Source organism: Paenibacillus barcinonensis (assembly GCF_003217495.1).
GTDB classification, from domain to species: Bacteria; Bacillota; Bacilli; order Paenibacillales; family Paenibacillaceae; genus Paenibacillus; species Paenibacillus barcinonensis.
The window spans coordinates 473,624-493,880 of record NZ_QJSW01000002.1 but is presented as its reverse complement, the minus strand read 5'-3'; the positions used below and the strand labels follow the sequence as shown (position 1 = coordinate 493,880).

Genomic DNA, 20,257 nt, shown 5'->3' with positions numbered 1-20,257 from the left:
TGGAAACAAACCGCACTACATGCCTCGATAACCAATCATACTCAAATTTGTGTCAGGTCCATCTGCAGATGGCGGCTTAGCTCTTTTTTGACCTCATTGCGTGCAAATGTCCAGAGCATGTAGAACCGCTGCCAATATCCCCTGCATAGGTATACGGTTTCGATGCCGTCCTTTCCACGGGTTTCCTCCAGAACTTTAACACCGCGATTTTTCATCTGCTTGCGCAGTCCAAGCATCTCTTTGAGCACCTGATTTTGAATACGGGTGAGCGACAGAATATAAACCTCGGGCATTTTCAGAAGCAACGTATCCAGTGTGCGAATATCTCGCTCCAGTACATCCAGCAAAAGCGTGCGCACAACCAGTCCTTTGATCAGACGGTGATCTTCATCCGCAGGGGATGGGGCGGAAGTAGGGGATGTCATACATTCACTTCCTTAACCTATAATTGGAATTTGTTCTTTACAGAACACTTGTTCTTATATTATAATCAATATATGCAATAGGAATACGTTATACAACCGATAAATAATGGAAATTGATTTCAATGAGAGATCTGCATGTTAACAGAAGTGATGTTACAAGTGGAAATAAAATGAGGCAATACCGGCTGTACATGACTTCAATGTGCTTAGCATCAACGGACAAGCCTGCTCCAAAATTTAGGTATAATTTATGGGTTTTGCAGGAAACCTAAAGACGAGAGAACAAGAAACTTGCTTCAAGCTTTGTTTATGTTGGTCATTGATGGACTTTTACTGAATGGATATTATGTGCAGTTTGGCAATTTGCGCTTCAACATAACCAAGCACACAACAAAAAAGCCCCAGCCTTGGGCGGCGGGGCCTGATAAGCATTGCTGCCGTTGCAGCGGCAGAATGAGTGGAATCTGATGTGTGCCAATTGTAGAATGAAGAAAAGTGTACACAATCTACAGCTTTTGCTTTTGATAAAGCTACAGCCTAGTGAATTTGTTACAAAGGATCAAGCAAGGTATTGAGGTTTTTCGTAATACGCCTCTTTTTCCAAAATAACCTTGTAAGGCCGCTCCTTGCCCTTTAGTGATGGACCTATAGTAATAAGCGGTACGGCCGGCTTGTGGAAACGATCCTCTTCCTTGGGTTCCGGAACCGGTCGTGATGAATCAGGCGCAGAACTAAGGCGTACTTTCTTTTCACTGCCCCAGCGCTTGTTTATTTTTTTCATTTCCGGTCTCATTCCGGGTCGCCTCCTAACAAATCGTTGATGGCGTTAAACAGTTGACGATTTTGCAAGTCAATCTTCTGAAATACCGCCTCATCCGCTTCAATATGACCAATAATGTGAACGGTAATGACATACCTCTTGGCTACAGGATAGCATAGCAGGTATTCTTTCTCAAGGTAATCGTCATACAGATTTACTTTGATTTTGTTTTCCCGATACGAATCGACAACAAGAATGCGTTTAGGATCATCCGGCAATTTATCATCATTAGCGGACAAATCGTATTTCCTGCCTGGTTCTCCAACATTGCCACATAGCTGCTCGATGTAACCTTTGCCGTCTGTGCGGTAGATTGCTGTACCGCGAACAGTAAACGGAGGATGTGAGACAAAGGCACTTCGGAGCGCATCACTCATACGTTCCAGCATATGGGCGTCTGCTTTGCGTGTGCGCAGCAATTCTCTAAAGAAGCGCAGCAGTTTGAATAACTGCAGACGTGCCTGATCTTCGGAGCGCTTGTGACTTTCGATAATACGTTCTGCCTCCGGGTCGCTCCAGCGTCCTTGTTCCTCGATGCTGTCTGTAATTTTGGAGCAGGCGACAGAAACGGCTGGTGCCCATTTTCCGTCAGAGCGAATCTCATATACAAGCGGATTCAATCCGAGCAGATCGGTGGGCATCCGCAGCCCTTCGACTTTGGAGGCATCCTTAATATCCGTAATATCCTCAGGAAGAATGAAAAAAATACGCTTCCGTCCCAGACAGCCCATGAATAGACCCATTTCAAGCATTGTATTATCCCGAACCGATGCGTAGTACTTCCCGCGAATTTTGGATATGTCATCCGGATGGAAGATAAAAATGGCAAAGTCCGTTGTGCGTACCTCGGCTTCCAGATCGTCCATAGTATAACTGCTTGGATTAAATACCCCCGAGTACCAAGGGGTAACTTCGGCTGAAAAACGCAAGTTTTCGTGTACAGCGGCTGCAATCGGCTTCGCTTCCAGCGAGCAGCCAATAAAGACTCTTGGCTTTAACGTTTTCATACATCCGCCTCGCTTAAACGGTATTGGGATTCAATTGTTATATTATACCATAAAAAGCAGAGTAAGTCTGGAAACGTCTGAATTCAATTTATCCATACCGTTTGCTATAGTGTATGTGCACCAGGAGAGGGATTCCTTAGCGAACGACCAGAAAATAAAAAAAAGGCCCGGAATTGTCACAGTTGGGTGACTACCTGTTATATTTGGAGGCTTCGGTCATAGAATAAAGGAGCAGACAGCACCATTAGCAAGCATTGCTTATCCTGGTGTGTCTGTATGACGGCTGGAGCAGTCCAGACACTGCTTTATGCGTGTTTTTGCTGGGTTGCTTGTTTAGACCCGGTCACATTGGTGTTATATAATAGAAGTACAAGCAAGTTAGCTTTGGTGTTTAAGCAGAATTGAAGATTACAGGTTTGGATTCACGTTTGAAATTATATTCACACAGGAACGGAGAATGCAGAACCCATCTGTAGAAGCGAAGCGTTCGCGTTTATCACAGGATTTTTCCTTTTGAAAAAGGAATCAAAAAAATCCGGGGATAACAGCGATCGAAAGAGGGTACTGCAATCGGAGTGGTTAGGTGTGAAACAAGGTGTTCAATGTTGAATCTCTGTAATGTTCCCATTCGTTTAATCAAGCACAGCTAACCACAACACACAGAAAGGATCAGGATACCATGAGTCCCCGAAGGACAATCTCCCCAAGGACAATCTGGAAACGTTACGATCTCTCATACACATAGCGCCCCTTGTAGAGTAAACCAACCGTATTTCAACAACGGCTGACTCTGCGAAAGAGGGGATTGGGATGAATATTCGAAGGACGTACACGATGATTTCTTCCAGGCTTACCTTTCGCAGGGTACGGTCGGTTTAAACCAACCTACAAATTGCGAGGGAACCTGTATGAAGAGAACATCGTTAACCGTACAACACGTTAAGACAGAAGCAATCAAGTTTGCAATTATGCTGCTTGGTACATTTATTTTGGCATTTGCTTATTATCACATTAACTTTCAGAATCATTTATCGGAGGGCGGATTTGTCGGTCTGGCCCTGCTCGGAAAATATGCAACAGGTTTATCGCCGGCGATCGGCATGTTGCTACTCGACATTCCTGTCATGATTCTGGCCTGGTTCATTAAGGGCTGGAAGTTTATGATCCAAGCTTTGCTTGGTGTGGGTGCATTTTCGCTGTTCTATGACGGCTTTGAGCGTTATTCCACACTGGTGATGAATTTTAATGGAAACCTGTGGATTCCCGCAGTGCTATCCGGTGTTTTGACCGGGATCGGCACAGGAATCGTGTTACGCTTTGGCGGAGCGACAGGTGGAGACGATATTCTCGCTGTGCTCATTAGCCGCTGGAAGGGCTGGAAGCTGGGAACAGTTTTCTTTGTCAGTGATGCGTTCGTTTTGGGATTGTCACTTTTCTTTCTTCCGGTAAAAGAAACTTTATATACAATTCTGGCGGTGTGGATTGCCAGCAAAATGATTACGTATATGGTCAGTATACCGGCTCGTGGCACGGTGGTGACAACTTCGGCTGTAAAATTGCCGATTCCGTCGGTTGCGGCCAAAGCTGTTAATGTTGCGGCATCGCGAGCTTCCGTAGCACAAGGCGTAACACATTGAGCACGCAGTTGAGCATGATCCATAGCTCAGATGGCATGAAAAGTATTCGGTTGTTATCAAGCTTCAATCCGCTTGACATAAGCTTTGATTTAGAGAGGAATCCCTTTTGTCTGCAAACTTCGCAGCAAGAGGGATTTTTTGTTTTGCCGAATGCTCGGCCGGAATCTGCAGGCACAACATGAATATTATTATGGCTTTTGCATGAAGAGATAGGTTCGGAATGGCGGCATTCCCTGAAGGATGACTGCGAAAGAGTGGATGCTTTATTCTTCTCCTTGGAAGATGTACTGGAATCGGAGACCGCCTCATGCACAGGATGGTTTTCATCCCATTCCTCGGCCTTGGCTGTGGCAATCGCAATTGCGAGTCCTTCCTCATATCCGTCATCCAGCAGGGCATTTGCGATGTCTATAGCTTTGTGCCGGATACGAGGCTTCAGGTTTTTCATGGATGCAGGGTAATCCTGTTTGCTCCATGGCATATGTTATCCCTCCAGAATAGTATGGGTTAGTAGTATATTACCCGCCATATGATGAGATAAACGAAACATTTTCCAAATGGGGTGACGCGATGATTTTTGAAGTGAAAGTAGAAATTTTCTAGTCACGGAAAGGGGATGTTACCGGGGCCTTCTCAGGGAAAGAGCAGATAGAGTGTAATCCTTGTCACCTTCACCTTGGCTTCTATACTTTTAAGAAGGGGAGAAGTATAATACGTTAATGTCACAGATTGGATATATCCATCAACATATTCAAAATAAAGGAGTATACATATGAGTATAAGTCTTGCTCTTCCGATGCTGTTTACGATGCTCATCCATGCTACGGACAGCTTGTCGTATGCGCTCCGGCTTGGTGGTCTGCGTACTCGCAGAATTGCTCTGGCGATATCACTCGCAGGTATTTTGCTGCTGGTTTCCCGCACCTCCAATATGGCGCAGGGGCCTATGATCGGCAGTCTGGTGGACGCGGCGACTCGCGGAGCCAACCCGAACTTTGCCGCACAGCTTCATTGGTTAATGGGGGCGGCAACGATTGGAACAGTGCTCGCCATATGTTGTTTTCCAACGATGGTCAAGCTCTCCTCCAGAATGGTTGTACACTTTGAAAGCGCAGGTTCTATTCCCGGTATGGTACGGAATCTGCTGAAGCGCAGTAAGATTCGCAATGCTGCATATTATATTACTCCACCCTCCTGGCAGATGGCCAAACGATTGGTACAGCAAGGGATGCCAAGACGTTTAATGCTGCTCAATGTAGCGGTAACAGCCATTTACACCACAGGTGTGTTATCCAGCCTATATGCTGCTTATCTGTATCCAGGGCAGGCTGTAGCTGCCTCACAGTCAACCGGTATGATTAATGGCATGGCAACGATATTGCTCACCATCCTCATTGATCCTAGGATTTCGCTGCTCAGTGACAGATCACTTCGCGGGGAGATTCGGCTGGATCGCATGAATCAGATTTATGGCTGCATGCTGATATCACGCCTCTTTGGCACGATGGTTGCTCAGCTTCTGCTCATTCCTTTGGCCTACTGGATTGGCTGGATTGTTAGTATGATGTGATGACCGTTAAAGAGCTTGGTTTTATGCATACACTGACACGCGTTCAGGTATTCTCCAAATAACTAGAGCAGGCCGCCCACTCGTATGCAACACAGTTCGATGTCAGGATGAAATACAGAAAGAGCAACGGGAATCCCGTTGCTCTTTTGCACATTTTTCTGTACAGACTTGTCTGTACAGATTTTTATTCAAACAGAACTCGATACTCGCCGTAGCCTTCTTTTTGCAAATCCTCCTTCGGTACAAAACGAAGTGCCGCGGAATTAATGCAATAACGCAAGCCGCCTGCTTCCGTAGGGCCATCTGGGAATACGTGCCCGAGGTGGGAGTCGCCTTCACGGCTACGGACTTCGGTACGAATCATAAAATGGCTGAGATCCGTTTTTTCCTTCACGTTATAATCCCGAAGTGGGCGTGTAAAGCTCGGCCAGCCACATCCCGAATCGTATTTGTCGGTAGAACTGAACAGCGGCTCGCCGGATACGATGTCCACATAGATGCCATCACCGTGGTGATCCCAGAATTCATTATGGAATGCGGGCTCGGTCGCGCTGTTCTGTGTTACTTCATATTGAAGCGGAGTCAGGCGCTCCTTCAACCCGCTTTTATCCACATTCCCCGACCAGTTGCGCTCAATAAAGTCCTGACGACCTGAGCCTTTGCTATAGCGTTTGTAGTGAGCCGGATTTTTGCGATGATAGTTCTGGTGGTGCTCCTCAGCTTCATAGAACGGTTTGGCAGGCAGAATTGGTGTGAAGATGGGCTTGTCAAAACGTTCGCTTTGTTCAAGTGCAGCTTTGGAAGCCTCGGCAATCTGACGTTGCTCCTCACTATGATAGAAGATCGCCGTCTGATAGGAAGAGCCGCGGTCATGAAACTGGCCGCCTGCATCGGTTGGATCAATCTGTTGCCAGAAGAGCTCAACCAGTTTCTCATATGGGAAAATGGACGGATCAAATGTGATCTGTACTGCCTCTACATGACCAGTCGTCTCCGAGCATACCTCTTCATAAGTCGGATTTTCGGTATGTCCGCCTGTATAGCCCGAAACGATCTTATGAATACCGGGTAGCTCCTCAAAAGGGGATACCATACACCAGAAGCATCCGCCTGCAAATGTTGCTTTTTCTAATGACTGTTGTTCCACGCTATACTCACTCCATTTCTGACGAAGATGCGGTGCTTGACACCCGAATTGCTGCGATACTTATTGCAGGTGAATCACCTGACAGTCAGTCATACGCTCCGGTTCAGGTGTCTGCTCCAGCCATCTCGCTTTATTTAAATTTTTGAATATAAATATTGGGCTTACCTTCTATTATATCCCGAATGGTCAAGTCAACCAAGCAGGACCGGCGGCAAGCAGGAATCACACTTGAAGATTTCCTTCCCTGATCATGCCTTTTTACGTGATCTGTAGCGAAACAGCATTAGTACCATTGCCATCAGCACCATATATCCAGCCAGAATGGCGAGACTGAGCCAGATGGATGAGCCAGCTTGTGCACCTGCGTAGGCGAAAACAAAGATAGCAGGCATTTTGCCTATCGCGGTCGCCACCATGAACACCCAGAAGGGCGTGAAGGTGATGCCTGCATAGATGTTAACAGCCATTTGAGGCACTACGGGTAGCAATCGCATCGACATCACTCCCATGAAGGGATGAGCCTCCATCCAGGCTGTGAAGCGATTCAAGCCGCGAATGCGCTCCAGATAGCCTCTGGCCTGTTGCCTGAAAATAGTTCTAGCTCCTGCGTAGACCAGCATCGCTGCCAATGTCGTGCCCAACCAGCAAATCCATGCTGCCATGGTCATGCCATAGCTGTAACCAAAAGCAATAATAATGACCTTGTACGGGATCACGGGCACGAGAGCAAACAAGGTTGCCAGGGCTAGTAAAAGTGGAATGGACTGATGATCCTCGGTCCACGCCAGCAGTTCATATCTGTAAATAAACGTGACTCCGGCAAGTAAAACATACAGGAGGAGCCATAACCATTTTCGCAAAAGCCAAACGCTCCTTTCAGTTCAGACCGATCTGATGAGATAAAGCAGCAACCAGTCTGCTGTATAGCCAGTTTACCATGCCGGGCTGCTCCATGAACAATGCTACAATTGCTGAAAAGGGCTCAGGGGGCTTGTTGGCAAGATGTATACAGAAAGGTTACACTATAGAACGTGGATCGTTATCGGCTGGAATTGTGAGTAAGGAAGGCTGACCAAGCGAATTAAGTTGAAGGTGGAATGCTCATCATGGAAACAATCAAGCGTACCCGAATTGCCATCATCGGACTCGGAGGAATCGCACGTAAAGTATATTTGCCGCTGCTCACCGCTCATCCGGGTGTTGAGGTTGTCGGCATCATGAATCGCTCATCGGAGCCAGTAAAGGAAATGCAGCGAGCATATCGGATTGAGCAAGGAACTACCGATCTGAAAGAGCTGTTATCCTGGGAGCTGGATGCGGTGTTTGTACATACAGCAACAGAAGCACATTTCGAGATTGTGATGTCGTGTCTGGAACGGGGACTTGCTGTATATGTAGACAAGCCGTTGTCCTATACAATCAGAGAGTCGGAAGAGATGACTGCATTTGCAGAGGCACAGGGCTTGTTGCTCGCCGTGGGATTCAACCGCAGGTTTGCACCGATGTATCAAAAGGCAAAAGAATGGATGCGGGGTGGAGCAGGCATTGAAACACTCACCCTGACGAAACATCGTATGGGAGTGCAGGATCGTCCTGCCGCCGAGACAGTCTATGATGATCTCATTCATCTGCTGGACTTGATGTTGTGGTATACCGATAATGATGCGCAGCTCCTGCACAAGTGGCTTCGTCTGGATGAGCAGGGCAGACTCTTGCACGCTTCTGGAACAGCGATACAAGGGAAAACGACACTCGCTCGCTTTGATATGATTCGCTCAGCTGGTGCCGATCTGGAGAAAGTAGAGCTGCACGGCGGTGGAAGATCGGTGGAAGTGGTCAATATGGATTCAGCTCATTATGCAGAGCAGCGGGGTCTGGAATCCAGAGAAACGTTTGGAAGCTGGGATTCGGTGCTGGTGCGCAGAGGTTTTGCAGGTGCCGTCGATCATTTTCTCGCCTGTCTGGACACACCGGATGATTGTCTGATCAGTGCCAGTTATGTGATGGACAGCCATGAGCTGGCTGAGCGGCTGATCAAAGGGTAACGTGAATCGGATTCGGAATGCGATGCAGGAGATTGCGGATTGATTTTCAATAAGTGAAATGGAGTTTAAGCAAAGGAGAGCTACCGCATGGATGAATATCAGAAGGAACGCAGTAAACAGATTGAGGAGGCCGTCATCGAGAGCTACAAACAGGAAGAAGAGATGATGATTCTGGTCTTCGCCCAGTGGTGTGTGAATAATGGACTGGACCCGGAAGAGCTGTATCGTCAGGCTTACCCGGAGCAGCAGAGCAACGAGCATTTGCAGCAGGTGCAGAAGCTGATTATACCCAAGGAAGAGGCTGGAGATATCCCGGATGATACCGTGCTAGGGGTGCTGTCCATGTTTGGCAATGATGACCTCGCTATGGTGGTGTCCGAGGTCATCGCCGCACGAAAATAATACGTTGTTTTCACGCATACAGATCGCCAGATCGCTACATCTGTTCCCGGTGGATCAGCCGAAACTCCTTCGGTGCCATGCCGAACCGGGAACGGAATACGCGATGGAAATAGGTATAGTTGTTGAAGCCAGAGGATTCAGCGACCTGTTCAAGGGTCATGGGACTGAAAATGATTCGTTCTCTCGCCATATTGAGCCGCACATCCAGCGTATACTGCATAATGCTTTTGCCAAACGTTTCTTTAAAAATATGTACACCTCGCGACACACTGATCCCCAGATGGGTTGCTACATCGTTCAGCTTGAACAGGGAAGAGGCATTTTCCTCGATATAATTTTTAATTTCGTAGGCGACATGATTGGTCTTGGTATTGGTCGGATGCTCCGAGAGCAAGCGGTCCACTTCAAGGCACAAAATCCGCATATAATAGCTCGAAATCTCGGGATAAGGATTGGACAGGCGGCGCTGCTCCAGAATCAGCTGTCTGAACAGGGTTAGCAGGCTCTCGGACAATTCCACCTTGATTCGGGTTGGCCGTTTATGTCTTTTCCACCATTCATCCACCCAGGAACCGTTGAAGAAAATATGATAGTCCCCACTCTCCACCAATCGTTCCCCCATCGGATTATACTCATTATCTATTCTCAGCTCATAAGGCTCATCCGGGTCAAAAAGAAGCAAGTCTCCTGCGTCCACCATGGACATGGAGCCATCAATACGAGCGCGGCAGCGTCCATCTGTTTGCAGACGCATCAAATAATTTTTCACTCCGTCCAGCTGGACCATGCTGTAGGGCTTGCGATGAAATGAGAAGCCAGCTGTAAGAACTTGGCAAGAAAGGTCTGTTGGCATATATATACTCCTTGTGTGATTGCAAAAATTATGACCAGATAGTTCATGTTTCAATCATATTATTCATTTTAATTGAAGCGTAAACATAATACCATAGATATAGATTTAAGCAGCAATAATGATCCACAGATCCAGCAAGCATTTCAAACAGATGCACATGCGTTCTCACATGTGCGTAAGGAGATGAACATCGTTGTGGAGAAAATGAAAGCAGGCATCATCGGGTGTGGCAATATCAGTGCCATCTACCTGGAGAATCTCAAAACAAACCCATATATCGAGGTTGTGGCGGTCGCTGACCTGATTCGTGAGCGTGCTCAGGAGCGGGCAGATGAATTTAATATCGCAAACGTTTACAATGTAGATGAGTTGTTACAAAATAATGAGATTGAACTTGTGCTTAACCTTACGGTTCCTGGCAGTCATGCAATGACAGACCTTGCTGCACTGGAAGCTGGCAAACATGTGTATGCGGAGAAACCACTCGCCATTTCACTGGAGGATGGACGTAAAGTGATTGAGCTTGCCGAGGAAAAGGCACTCTATGTTGGCTCTGCGCCAGATACGTTTCTTGGCTCGGGTATTCAAACTGCTCGTAAAGCCATTGAAGAAGGGCTGATAGGCAAGCCGATTGCTGCAACCTCCTTCTTTATGGGTGGAGGGCCTGAGGCATGGCATCCGGACCCCGAATTTTTCTATGTGGCAGGAGGCGGGCCAATGTTTGATATGGGACCGTATTATTTGACCGCCCTTATCACTTTGCTAGGTCCGATTCGCCGGATCAGTGCATCAGCAGGCATTCAGATTGCGGATCGCAAAATCGGTTCAGGTCCGAAGGAAGGCACGGCGCTTCGCGTAGAAACACCGACCCACCTGGCAGGAACCATTGATTTTGCCGATGGGGCCATCGTGACGATGATTACGAGCTTTGATATTCGCGGAGCCTCGGATCTGCCGCGTATCGAAATTTACGGTACCGAAGGCACGCTGAGTGTACCTGACCCTAACTTCTTTAATGGCGAAGTGAAGCTTCGCCGCTATGGTCAAGACGTTTGGGAGACGGTGAAGCCGGCATTCGAAAGCGGTCATAACGAGCGCGGCATCGGCGTAACCGAAATGGTACAGTCGATTCGGGCGGGACGCGAGCACAAGGCAAGTGGCAAACTGGCGTACCATGTGCTTGAGGCCATGCATGCCTTCCAGCGGTCTTCTCTTGAAGGCAAGCACATTCATCTGGAGAGCACCTACGACAGCGTGGTAACAACCGACTCTTCCGAAAATAACACCGTACAATCTCATTAAATTTTCGGGATAGAATCAGGCTTGTTTTTCCACAATAATTAAACAAGCCTGAGAACGGAACAAGCAAAACACAGAAATGATATATTATCTAAATTCAGGGAGGAATTGCACTTGAAACTCGGCGTATTTCTGGTACTATTCGGTGGACGTAAATTAGAGGATGCACTTGATTTTGTAGCTTCAAAAGGACTCAAAGCAGTAGAGATCGGAACAGGTGGACATCCGGGAAATGCTCACTGTAAGCCTGATGAATTGCTGGGCAACCCGCAAGCTCTGAAAAACTTCAAAAATGCGGTGGAATCCCGCGGTCTAACCATCAGCGCACTTAGTTGCCATGGTAACCCGCTGCATCCACAGAAGGACATTGCAAAAGGTTTTCACGATGATTTTGTAAAATCGGTAGAACTGGCTGAGAAGCTGGAGGTGCCTGTTGTAAATACATTCTCAGGCTGCCCTGGCGACCATGAGGATGCGAAATATCCGAACTGGCCTGTTGCACCTTGGCCGAACGATTTCCAGGAAGTGCTGAAATGGCAGTGGGAAAACAAAGTCATTCCTTACTGGACCGAGTGGGGCAAATTTGCTGCGGATCGTAACGTAAAAGTAGGCTTGGAGCTGCATGGTGGCTTCTCGGTGCATACACCGGCAACCCTGCTGAGACTTCGTGAAGCAGCTGGTGAAGTCATCGGCGCCAACCTTGACCCGAGTCATATGTGGTGGCAGGGCATTGACCCGGTGCAGGCAATTCACATTTTGGGTCGTGAGAATGCAATCCATCATTTCCACGCCAAGGATACAACGATTGATCCGGTGAACGTTAATAAACATGGCGTAACGGATATGCAGGACTATACCAACATGCTTGATCGCGCTTGGCAGTTCCGTTCCGTTGGTTACGGACACGACAACAAAACGTGGGCGGACATTATGAGTGCGCTTCGTCTGGTTGGATATGACTATGTTGTAAGCATTGAACATGAAGATGGTCTGATGTCGGTCGAAGAAGGTTTCTCTAAAGCCGTACAAAATCTCCAGCAGGTGTTGATCGAAGAGCCGCTGGGCGATATGTGGTGGGTTTAGAGCTACACTAGGGGGAAATAACACATGATTAACGTCACCATTTGGAATGAGTTTGTCCATGAGAAAATCCATGATGAAGTCAAGGAAGTTTATCCGGACGGGCTGCATCGTGCATTGGCTGAAGGTCTGGGCGGCGACGGATTTGCGATTCGTACAGCTACACTGGATCAGCCCGAACATGGCTTGAGTGATGAAGTGCTGAACTCTACAGATGTACTGATATGGTGGGGACATATGGCACATGATCGCGTTAGCGATGAGATTGTACAGAAGGTTACACAGCGTGTATTGAATGGTATGGGCATGATTGTGTTGCATTCCGGGCATTTCTCCAAGCCATTCAAGGCGCTGATGGGAACAAGCTGTGATCTCAAGTGGCGTGTAGCAGATGAGCAGGAGATCGTATGGTGTGTCAATCCGTCCCACCCCATTGCCGAAGGGATCGAGGGCAAGATTGTTTTGGAAAAAGAAGAAATGTATGGTGAGTTCTTCGACATTCCGGTGCCGGATGAGCTGATATTTGTCAGCAATTTTCAGGGTGGAGAAGTGTTCCGAAGCGGGTGTACGTTCCGCCGTGGTGAAGGTAAAATCTTTTATTTCCGCCCAGGTCATGAGACATATCCGACCTATTACAATCCGGAGATTTTAAAAGTGATCAGCAACGCTGTAAAGTGGGCCTCCCCGGCTCGCAGCTTCAAGCCGCAATATGGCAAGAGCGAACCTGTAAGACCAATCGGTGGCGTGCTGGTCTAGGCCGCAGCATTTTGAGCAGTGGACGATTTCTATAAGAAGATTGAACCGGAACGAGAGCCCTTCTCCCAGTTGCATGACTGTGGATGAAGGGCTTTTATGGGTATTATAATGATAAGGGTTGTTAAACGATTTTTTCATGGTTACCTGACGCTACGTGTTGTATACTGTAGATGTTAGTTCGAAGTCTCGCTTCTAAAATTTGAAGTTTTTTGAGGCAGGCGTTTTCTTTACAACCTAAATATGTTATTATGAAATATACTAACAAAATGTAAGCCGAGTGATCTCTAAAGAGGTGATGAAAGTGGAAGATCAAGATTTGCGGATGTGTCCGCGTTTTGAAACGGCGTTCTCTTTTTTGGGCAAGCGCTGGAACGGTTTGATCATTCAAACGTTAATGAGTGGTTCAAAGCGGTTCAAGGACATCTCCAATCTGATTCCGTCCATGAGTGACAAGATGTTATCTGAACGGATGAAAGATCTGGAGAGCGAAGGTATCCTGGTACGCCATGTATACCCGGAAACGCCTGTACGGATTGAGTATGAGCTGACCGAGAAGGGCAAAGCGTTGCAGCCTGTAATGAATCAGATTCAAGACTGGGCCGAGCATTGGGTCGAGTAAACCCGAGTTGTGCGACCTGAAGTAATAACAATAAAACTCTTGATTTCCGCTGGAATCAGGAGTTTTTTGTCTTCTTGAGCTTTTCGGAGCGTGCTTTTTCTTGAGTCCTGTGCACATGTTGTCGTGAGATGTAGTATAATCTATAGAAAATGGCCGCAGGCGGCCGGAGCGAAGGAGGCCACTTGTCATGAGAGAAGAAAGCTTATCCCGTGAAATACGCTACGGCAAACAAGATATTGCGGAACTTGAGAGCGCATCCATTCAGGTTCATCTGATTTATCAGAAAACGGCGGAACTGTTCAAACGCAGCGCAGATTCAGCTGGGGACCGAGACAACCCCGCTCAAGCCGAGGAACATAGGATACATCGTGCTGGGCCGCGATCGTCTCCGGCGGTGCTGCAAAAGTGGATTCAGGCACCCGGCGGCTGGAAATGTATCGGATGTGAGCTACGGCTACCGGATGGAACGGTATTTCATGAGAAACAACAACCTCTCAGTGATCGGCTATATATGAAGGCAGCGAATGGTAAACGGGTCCAGATTGAGATGTTTATTCAGGCTGTAGTCTGGTCACAATATGAAAAAATTCGAATGTTGGCTCCATGGCTGGGTGACGAGCCATTCTATACAGCAGAGGAGCTGGATGTCATCGCACGTTATATCGTGCCCACCTATTTTTCGGATCGACCGTTTAATGAGCAGGGGAAGCTGTTCAAAATTCATCAGCCCTACGGACATATTCCGCTTTATCAGGAATACGTGGACGCCCCTTCCTGTTGTGTGCAGGTTGATGGGGAGCTGCTGGAGGGTCGTTTGTTAACGGGTGTTTTTGTATCAGAGACACAAGCCTTTGGACTCAATCCTTATCTGAAGGATGGGGATGGAGGACGGACATACATGCAAGCTTTTGTACAATAATCAGTCCAGTCCAAGAGCTGGACAAATGCTAATATAGAGGGCCCTGCTCCAAGGGGCCTTTTTTAATTTCTCTGTTTCAGCAGAAGGTGACATGACAAAAGTAACGGCATTGATACTGTTTTTTATTGAGGAATGTGCCATAATAGAGCTTATGGACAACAGGGTGAATGATTTTACGCAGGGTGGTGTTACCTACATGATGAAGACAATTCCCGTTTACATCGGTCTATGTTTGCTAATTCTCGCAGTTCTAACGAGCTGTACCCGAGAGCCGAAACCTTCTGAGCAGCCGGTTGTTTCCGACAAGGATTCAGCCAATACGATTACGGTTGCGATTGATGGCAGTACATTTTTACCCGATGCAACCAAGTCCATCAAACGTGATTTCAGTGAAGGCTTGACGCTCAAAAAAGCACTGCTGAACAGCGGGCTGGTTGATTTTACGGCAGATGGAAAACGGATTCAATCCGTTGGTGAGGTATCGCTGGATTCTTCTCTGAGCTGGGCAGTAAAACTGAACGGTAAGGACATTAAACAGGAAAATTGGGATATTGAGCTTCATGCCAAAGATGAAGTCACTATATATGTCAAAGCTGCTGATAGTGGAGGAGACGGTGTTGTATATCAGACAACCCTGCTCAAAGTGAGTGGTGGAAGTGTCATGCCCAATCTGAAACGGCAATATGCCGGTATCTATGTGCAGGAGTGTACGGTTCGAGACGTATTAAAATCAAGTGGCGTTGTGCGCATGTCGGAAAATAACAAATATGTTGTTGCCGTCGAGAATGTAATTCCCCGTGTGAATGAGCGCTGGGTCATTATGGTGAACAATAAGGAGCTAATGGAGAACGGTCTGGATATGAAATTAAGTCCGCGGGACGCGGTTAAGCTCGAACTGGCCAAAGTCTCCTGAGGCTGGCATATGGAATGAAGCATGAAAAGCCCAAACGGTTTTTAACCGAATTGGGCTTTTGCCTTTGACTTCTGCAATTGAGCATTGAAAAGTTGAGTCCGTTTGTCGGAACGGTGCAGTGACTTGTTTGAATGCTGGATTTCTCGCATCAGATGCGGCAAATTTCATTTGGACACAGTTCGCAATGACAGATGCCCTGTAGCATTTTCAAGTCTTTAATGACGATCATGCCATTGTCATATTCGAGCGCGTCCTTTTTACGCAGATCGCTGAGCATGCGGTTTACACTTTCACGGGTAGCGCCAATCATATTGGACAGGTCCGTGTGTGTAATTTTTTTATGAATAATCACATGATCTCCATGGGCTTCCCCATACGAATTCGACAGCCGGATCAGCGTAGAGCAGAGGGCTCCTGGTTTACCATACAACATCAGATCACGGAATTTGGTTTGCGTCAGACGGTGGTGAATGCCCATCCACTTCATAAAATCAATGGCAAAGTCACAATGCTGACAGATCAGCATTTCCAGGTCTTTGTGCTCCAGCACACCAATCTCGCTATCCTCCAACACTTCCGCCGAAAAGCTGTGTTTAGAGCCAAAGAAGGGGTCGGCTTGCCCGATCATATCACCAGTCTGATACATGTACATGATCAGTTCCTTGCCTTCGTCGGTGGATTTGGTAATCTGAGCACGCCCCCGTTTCATATAATAAAGCTTGTCGGAGACGTCACCTTCCCAGTACAGATGTGTTCCTTCCGGGTAAGTACGATCTTTCATTGTGACGAGCAGATGATTAAAATTGACTTCCGAGAAACAGTTGGTGTTACCGCGTTTTTCCAGTACGTTTGTTAAATCTCCCATACGTTCTCTCCCCTTTGTATCCATCGGACGGCTATCCTTTTAACAAAAACAGCCCCGTGGTTTGCCGCAAGCTGTGCCATCCTGATCTGGTCATCTCGGCCGTGTGGAGGTACGGTACAAATTGCGGTGGTTCAATTTTTAAGTTCAGTATATACCTAATCCTGCGGTTTGAGGGGCATGGAAAGCCTGCAAAAATGGCGAAATTTCAAACATTGTGATTAAATTCACTTTCGAAAGGGAAGCATGGGTTTGACGGCACTATATTTAAAATAGAAAGCAAAATGGCAGGGGGAACGCCTTGCCGGAGGATGTTAAAAACTTAAATAAAATTTGTTATACTTTGTGAAAAAAATCACATATTTATTCTTTTACGCATGGTACGATGTGCATGTAAAGAAGAGAGACAAACAATACGAACCTTTAGGAGGATGAGGGAGATGGCTGTGAAGAATGAAGTCGCCCCAGTAAAAGAACCGACAGCAGGTCAGTATATTCAAACGTTAATTGACAAAGCAAACAAAGCACATGCAGCATTCATGTCCATGGATCAGGAACAAATTGACCGGATTGTGCAAGCGATGGCGCTTGCGGGACTGGATAAACATATGCTGCTCGCCAAAATGGCCGTAGAAGAAACAGGCCGCGGTGTATATGAAGACAAAATCACTAAAAACATTTTTGCAACAGAATACATCTATAATAGCATTAAATACGAAAAAACAGTAGGGGTTATTGAAGATAATGAGTATGACAGCTTCCAGAAAATTGCGGAGCCGGTTGGCATCATCATGGGGATCACACCAGTAACGAACCCAACATCCACAACGATGTTCAAAGCACTGATTGCGATCAAAACACGTAACCCGATCATCTTTGGTTTCCACCCATCTGCACAGAACTGTAGCCGCGAGGCAGCGAAAATTTTGCTTGAAGCTGCTGTGAAACACGGTGCTCCAGCTGACTGTATTCAATGGATTGATGATCCTTCCATGGATCGCACAAACGCACTGATGAATCACAATGATGTAGCGCTCATTCTGGCAACAGGTGGATCAGGAATGGTTCGTGCAGCGTACAGCTGCGGTAAACCGGCACTCGGCGTAGGACCTGGTAACGTACCATGCTTTATTGAGAAAAGTGCAGATATCAATCAGGCAGTAACGGATTTGATCCTGTCGAAATCCTTCGATAACGGTATGATCTGTGCATCTGAACAAGCGGTAATTATTGAAGAGCCAATCTTCGATCAAGTGAAAAAGAAAATGATTGCGAATGGTTGCTACTTTGTCAACAAAGATGAAGCAGCCAAGTTGACAGCAGGTGCGATCAACGCAGAGAAATGTGCAGTTAACCCGGCAATCGTAGGTCAGTCCGCTGTAAACATTGCTAAAATGTGCGGCATTGAAGTACCGGCAGGTACCAAAATTCTGGTAGCCGAGATTGAAGGCGTAGGTACTAAATTCCCGTTATCTGCTGAGAAATTGAGCCCGGTACTCGCTTGTTACAAAGTAAAAACAGCTAAAGACGGTATTGAGCGTGCAGCAGAAGTGGTTGCCTTTGGCGGTATGGGTCACTCCTCTGTTATTCACTCGAACAATGAAGAAGTGATCAATAAATTTGCAGATCGTCTGCAAACTGGACGGATTATCGTGAACTCCCCATCCACACACGGAGCGATTGGTGATATCTACAATACTAATATGCCATCATTGACGCTTGGATGCGGCTCGTATGGACGCAACTCAACTTCTTCGAACGTTACAGCTGTAAACTTAATCAACGTGAAAAGGGTGGCTCGCCGTACTGTGAATATGCAATGGTTCAAAGTGCCGAACAAAGTTTACTTCGAAAAAGGCGCAACACAATATCTTGCCAAAATGCCGGATATTACTCGCGTAGCCATTATTACAGATGCCATGATGGTGAAACTCGGTTATGTTGAAAAAGTAGAGCACTACCTGCGTCAACGTCAAACGCCGGTTGCCATTGAAGTATTCTCTGAAGTTGAGCCAGACCCATCAACAACAACAGTAGATCGTGGTAAAGCAATGATGGATCGCTTCCAGCCTGACTGTATTATCGCACTCGGTGGCGGATCACCAATGGATGCTGCCAAAGCGATGTGGTTGTTCTATGAATATCCGGATACGGATTTCAACAACCTGAAACAAAAATTTATGGATATCCGCAAACGGATCTACAAATATCCAAAACTCGGCATCAAAGCGAAATTTGTTGCGATCCCGACTACATCGGGTACAGGTTCCGAAGTAACATCGTTCGCAGTAATTACTGACAAAGAGCAAGGAAATACCAAATATCCGCTGGCTGACTATGAGCTGACTCCAGACGTAGCAATTGTGGACCCTGAGTTCGTATACAGCTTGCCAAGAACAGCAGTTGCTGATACAGGGATGGACGTCCTGACTCACGCCATTGAAGCATATGTGTCCGTCATGGCGAATGACTACACTGACGGTTTGGCGATTAAAGCGATCCAACTGGTATTCCAATATCTGGAGCAATCGGCACTGCAAGGGGATAAACTGGCTCGCGAAAAAATGCATAATGCTTCGACCATTGCTGGTATGGCCTTTGCCAACGCATTCTTGGGAATCAACCACAGCTTGGCGCACAAATGGGGCGGTCAGTACCACACTGCACACGGTCGTACGAATGCAATCCTGATGCCACACGTTATTCGCTACAATGCGAAAAAACCGACGAAATTTGCATCGTTCCCTAAATATTCGCACTTCGTAGCCGATGAGCGTTACGCTGAAATCGCGCGTATTCTCGGATTGCCTGCTCGCACAACAGAAGAAGGCGTAAACAGCCTGATCAAAGCAATTCGCGATCTGAACAAAAAGCTGGGTATCGAAGAATCGTTCCAGGAAATCGGATTTGACGCTAAAGACTTCGAATCGCGTGTAGATTACTTGGCAGATCGTGCCTTCGAAGACCAATGTACAACAGCAAATCCAAAACTGCCGCTGGTGACTGAGCTGGCTGATGTGTACCGCAACGCATTCTACGGCAAGTTTGAATAACAAGCAGCATAAATAAAATCAACCACGAAGGTTGAGGCAATTACACAGGGTTCCCCAGGCCGGGGAGCCCCGATTGCCGTATCGTCGCCTGAAAAGTAAAGAAGCAGGAAGGAGGTGGGAAAGGGGAGTAACTCCACAAGAGATGGGCAGAAAAACGGAGAAGCAAAGCCCCCGTTTTTCAGGAGCGTTCAGTCGCGGGCCCGCACGAAGAACAGCACGCGCAGCGGATCAAAGACAGCAATCCACAAGAGATGGGCAGAAAAACGGAGAAGCAGAGCATCCGTTTTTCAGGAGCGTTCAGTCGCGGGCCCGCACGAAGAACAGCACGCGCAGCGGATCAAAGACAGCAATCCACAAGAGATTGGGCAGAAAAACGGAGAAGCAAAGCATCCGTTTTTCAGGAGCGTTCAGTCGCGGGCCCACACGAAGAACAGCACGCGCAGCGGATCAAAGACAGCAATCCACAAGAGATGGGCAGAAAAACGGAGAAGCAGAGCATCCGTTTTTCAGGAGCGTTCAGTCGCGGGCCCGCACGAAGAACAGCACGCGCAGCGGATCAAAGACAGCAATCCACAAGAGATGGGCAGAAAAACGGAGAAGCAGAGCATCCGTTTTTCAGGAACCTCCGAAAGGTCCGTGGTTGCTCCGAGCGTAGCGGAGCAACCACTCCCAAAGGGAAGAGGAACGAGGGGGGAGGTGGCTGTTTGCACGAGAGAGGTTCACACGATAACGGAGCGGGCAGGACAAACTGGAGAAGCGGAGCGTTCGCCTTTATCCCCGGATTTTCACTTTGGAAAAAGTGAATCGAAAAAATCCGGGGATAACAGCGATCGGAAGTTGTGCTGCCCGC

At 47.3% G+C, this 20,257-nt stretch carries 20 protein-coding genes; 12 read left to right on the top strand and 8 right to left on the bottom strand.

Annotated features, from left to right (window positions below; genetic code table 11):
* Positions 1 to 41 precede the first annotated feature (41 nt).
* The 3 genes from DFQ00_RS05835 to DFQ00_RS05825 form a co-directional block, all read right to left on the bottom strand.
* Positions 42 to 425, bottom strand: a complete 384-nt coding sequence (locus DFQ00_RS05835) for a YhjD family protein (protein WP_110895372.1) — start codon at positions 423 to 425, stop codon at positions 42 to 44.
* A 559-nt stretch (positions 426 to 984) separates the two neighbouring features.
* Positions 985 to 1,218: a hypothetical protein gene (locus DFQ00_RS05830; RefSeq protein WP_110895370.1), complete on the bottom strand. Its 234-nt coding sequence runs from the start codon at positions 1,216 to 1,218 to the stop codon at positions 985 to 987.
* Positions 1,215 to 2,252 carry a nucleotide-binding protein gene (locus DFQ00_RS05825; protein WP_110895368.1) on the bottom strand — a complete coding sequence of 346 codons (1,038 nt, stop codon included), beginning with the start codon at positions 2,250 to 2,252 and terminating at the stop codon, positions 1,215 to 1,217. Before DFQ00_RS05825 ends, DFQ00_RS05830 begins: the two co-directional genes overlap by 4 nt.
* A gap of 908 nt (positions 2,253 to 3,160) precedes the next feature.
* Here DFQ00_RS05825 and DFQ00_RS05820 point away from each other — a divergent pair.
* Entirely contained in the window at positions 3,161 to 3,889 is a 729-nt protein-coding gene (locus DFQ00_RS05820) for a YitT family protein (RefSeq protein ID WP_110895366.1), read from the top strand.
* Here the strand turns inward: DFQ00_RS05820 and DFQ00_RS05815 are convergent.
* Complete coding sequence (locus DFQ00_RS05815; protein WP_110895364.1) at positions 3,840 to 4,370, bottom strand: DUF2188 domain-containing protein; 531 nt, start codon at positions 4,368 to 4,370, stop codon at positions 3,840 to 3,842. The two genes, DFQ00_RS05820 and DFQ00_RS05815, sit on opposite strands and share 50 nt — an antisense overlap.
* A gap of 291 nt (positions 4,371 to 4,661) precedes the next feature.
* Between DFQ00_RS05815 and DFQ00_RS05810 the strand changes: the two genes are divergently transcribed.
* On the top strand, positions 4,662 to 5,459 hold the full coding sequence (locus tag DFQ00_RS05810; protein ID WP_110895363.1) for a lipid II flippase Amj family protein: 798 nt from the start codon (positions 4,662 to 4,664) through the stop codon (positions 5,457 to 5,459).
* A 184-nt stretch (positions 5,460 to 5,643) separates the two neighbouring features.
* Here DFQ00_RS05810 and msrA read toward each other — a convergent pair whose 3' ends face one another.
* Both msrA and DFQ00_RS05800 read right to left on the bottom strand, forming a co-directional pair.
* Positions 5,644 to 6,606 (bottom strand): peptide-methionine (S)-S-oxide reductase MsrA, encoded by a 963-nt coding sequence (gene msrA / locus DFQ00_RS05805; RefSeq protein ID WP_110895361.1) that lies wholly within the window; start codon positions 6,604 to 6,606, stop codon positions 5,644 to 5,646.
* Between the two features lie 248 nt (positions 6,607 to 6,854).
* Positions 6,855 to 7,466, bottom strand: a complete 612-nt coding sequence (locus DFQ00_RS05800) for a TVP38/TMEM64 family protein (protein WP_110895359.1) — start codon at positions 7,464 to 7,466, stop codon at positions 6,855 to 6,857.
* Between the two features lie 246 nt (positions 7,467 to 7,712).
* On the opposite strand from DFQ00_RS05800, the gene DFQ00_RS05795 reads away from it, so the two are divergent.
* Positions 7,713 to 8,651 carry a Gfo/Idh/MocA family protein gene (locus DFQ00_RS05795; RefSeq protein ID WP_110895357.1) on the top strand — a complete coding sequence of 313 codons (939 nt, stop codon included), beginning with the start codon at positions 7,713 to 7,715 and terminating at the stop codon, positions 8,649 to 8,651.
* An 87-nt stretch (positions 8,652 to 8,738) separates the two neighbouring features.
* On the top strand, positions 8,739 to 9,053 hold the full coding sequence (locus DFQ00_RS05790) for a hypothetical protein (RefSeq protein WP_110895356.1): 315 nt from the start codon (positions 8,739 to 8,741) through the stop codon (positions 9,051 to 9,053).
* A gap of 34 nt (positions 9,054 to 9,087) precedes the next feature.
* On the opposite strand, the gene DFQ00_RS05785 is transcribed toward DFQ00_RS05790, so the two are convergent.
* Entirely contained in the window at positions 9,088 to 9,906 is an 819-nt protein-coding gene (locus DFQ00_RS05785; protein WP_110895354.1) for an AraC family transcriptional regulator, read from the bottom strand.
* Positions 9,907 to 10,101: 195 nt separating this feature from the next.
* On the opposite strand from DFQ00_RS05785, the gene DFQ00_RS05780 reads away from it, so the two are divergent.
* The 6 genes from DFQ00_RS05780 (at position 10,102) to DFQ00_RS05755 (ending at position 15,492) form a co-directional block, all read left to right on the top strand.
* A complete protein-coding gene (locus DFQ00_RS05780) occupies positions 10,102 to 11,208 on the top strand; it encodes a Gfo/Idh/MocA family protein (RefSeq protein WP_110895352.1) in 1,107 nt (368 codons plus the stop codon).
* Positions 11,209 to 11,319: 111 nt separating this feature from the next.
* Positions 11,320 to 12,288 carry a sugar phosphate isomerase/epimerase family protein gene (locus tag DFQ00_RS05775; protein ID WP_110895350.1) on the top strand — a complete coding sequence of 323 codons (969 nt, stop codon included), beginning with the start codon at positions 11,320 to 11,322 and terminating at the stop codon, positions 12,286 to 12,288.
* A gap of 24 nt (positions 12,289 to 12,312) precedes the next feature.
* A complete protein-coding gene (locus tag DFQ00_RS05770; RefSeq protein ID WP_110895348.1) occupies positions 12,313 to 13,041 on the top strand; it encodes a ThuA domain-containing protein in 729 nt (242 codons plus the stop codon).
* A gap of 322 nt (positions 13,042 to 13,363) precedes the next feature.
* Complete coding sequence (locus DFQ00_RS05765; RefSeq protein ID WP_373288427.1) at positions 13,364 to 13,660, top strand: winged helix-turn-helix transcriptional regulator; 297 nt, start codon at positions 13,364 to 13,366, stop codon at positions 13,658 to 13,660.
* A gap of 187 nt (positions 13,661 to 13,847) precedes the next feature.
* Positions 13,848 to 14,579: a hypothetical protein gene (locus tag DFQ00_RS05760; protein WP_110895344.1), complete on the top strand. Its 732-nt coding sequence runs from the start codon at positions 13,848 to 13,850 to the stop codon at positions 14,577 to 14,579.
* A gap of 91 nt (positions 14,580 to 14,670) precedes the next feature.
* A complete protein-coding gene (locus DFQ00_RS05755; protein ID WP_110895342.1) occupies positions 14,671 to 15,492 on the top strand; it encodes a hypothetical protein in 822 nt (273 codons plus the stop codon).
* A 148-nt stretch (positions 15,493 to 15,640) separates the two neighbouring features.
* On the opposite strand, the gene DFQ00_RS05750 is transcribed toward DFQ00_RS05755, so the two are convergent.
* Positions 15,641 to 16,357, bottom strand: coding sequence for a Crp/Fnr family transcriptional regulator (locus DFQ00_RS05750; protein WP_110895341.1), 717 nt, complete (start codon positions 16,355 to 16,357; stop codon positions 15,641 to 15,643).
* A gap of 437 nt (positions 16,358 to 16,794) precedes the next feature.
* Between DFQ00_RS05750 and adhE the strand changes: the two genes are divergently transcribed.
* A complete protein-coding gene (gene adhE, locus DFQ00_RS05745) occupies positions 16,795 to 19,407 on the top strand; it encodes a bifunctional acetaldehyde-CoA/alcohol dehydrogenase (protein ID WP_110895339.1) in 2,613 nt (870 codons plus the stop codon).
* A 251-nt stretch (positions 19,408 to 19,658) separates the two neighbouring features.
* Entirely contained in the window at positions 19,659 to 20,210 is a 552-nt protein-coding gene (locus DFQ00_RS05740; protein WP_146236114.1) for a hypothetical protein, read from the top strand.
* The last annotated feature ends 47 nt before the right edge of the window (positions 20,211 to 20,257 follow it).